Here is a 1109-nt window from a genome sequence, read left to right on the forward strand (position 1 = left end):
AGAATCTGTTGTACCGTCTATCTGCAGTATGTATGAATTCATTGCATCTTTTAGCCTGGGAATGTTTTCCTCATGTATCTCCATTAATATATCCATTCCCCTATTGCTTAACAGCCTCACATGGGATTCAGATATGCTATTGTTTAATCCTGCCGATATCTCAGAACATGAATAGCCCTTTATGAACCTGCCCATGGCAGCCTCCACCATAATATCATTGGCATAGGTGCAATGGGGACTTACAAGTGATTCCAGCATGCTGGATCTAAACAATGTTCCATGGTTGCTGCATTTCATGATCCTGTGGATTGCAGTAAACTCCCCCATGGAATATGACCTGACGATCCTCCTCTCTGTCTTGTATGCAATGAGATGTGCCCTGCATTCCGGACATACATGTGATGGATATCTGAACACTATTGCTGGAATCATTTCAGCTTCAGGAATACCTTATTCATCTTTAAATCGTTCTCTATGATGATCTTTGTTACTGGCCATGCATCATAACCGATGCCGATTTTCTTAAGTATTGAACCAATATCCTCCTGGCTTATATTCTTGTCCAGGAGTCTGGTAATGTATAGTAGCAGATCACCCGGCTCAATCTCCTTCTTTGAGTTCGGGTTCTTCCCCAGGTATCCGACATACTTCTGGACAGTCTTTCCTTTCACCCTTTTCACGTCAATGAGTTCGTAATATTCCTTTCCATGCCTCTTAACCTTATGCGGTATCACAGTCATGTATGGTAATTACCACACACAATATAAACCTTTCGGTACCCAATGTTTTCAATAAAAAATCCATAAAAAATAATTATTTATCTGACGGGATATAATTGCCATAGCACTATACCTATGGCGGAAATAGATGGTTGATTCTACCGAATTTTCTATTTTCAAATGCATGAATTTCATACTTCATTGGCTTTATCCATTATTTTATCATTGTATACAGTATCAGGCAATGAATCATTAAGGATCATCTCTGTTCCTGTATCTCTCAATATCCTTTTCCGATTGAACATGACCGAGATGTTTTACCATCCTTGTCGTATTCTTTTCGTTGTTAATGTGGTCCTCATTGATCTGTGCGTATTTCACCACTGACTT

2 protein-coding genes are annotated in these 1109 nt (G+C 39.3%); both read right to left on the bottom strand.

Annotated elements, in window-relative coordinates:
- A partial coding sequence (locus AMDU4_RS11345) for a hypothetical protein (protein ID WP_290705199.1) occupies positions 1-432 on the bottom strand: 432 nt, incomplete at its 3' end.
- Complete coding sequence (locus tag AMDU4_RS11350; protein ID WP_021787165.1) at positions 429-740, bottom strand: hypothetical protein; 312 nt, start codon at positions 738-740, stop codon at positions 429-431. The genes AMDU4_RS11350 and AMDU4_RS11345, both read right to left, overlap by 4 nt.
- Between the last annotated feature and the right edge of the window lie 369 nt (positions 741-1109).

Source organism: Ferroplasma sp. Type II (genome assembly GCF_000496155.1).

Coding starts and splice junctions, on each gene's coding strand:
- AMDU4_RS11350 (WP_021787165.1), bottom strand. CDS start 740: ATGACTGTGATACCGCATAAGGTTAAGAGGCATGGAAAGGAATATTAC.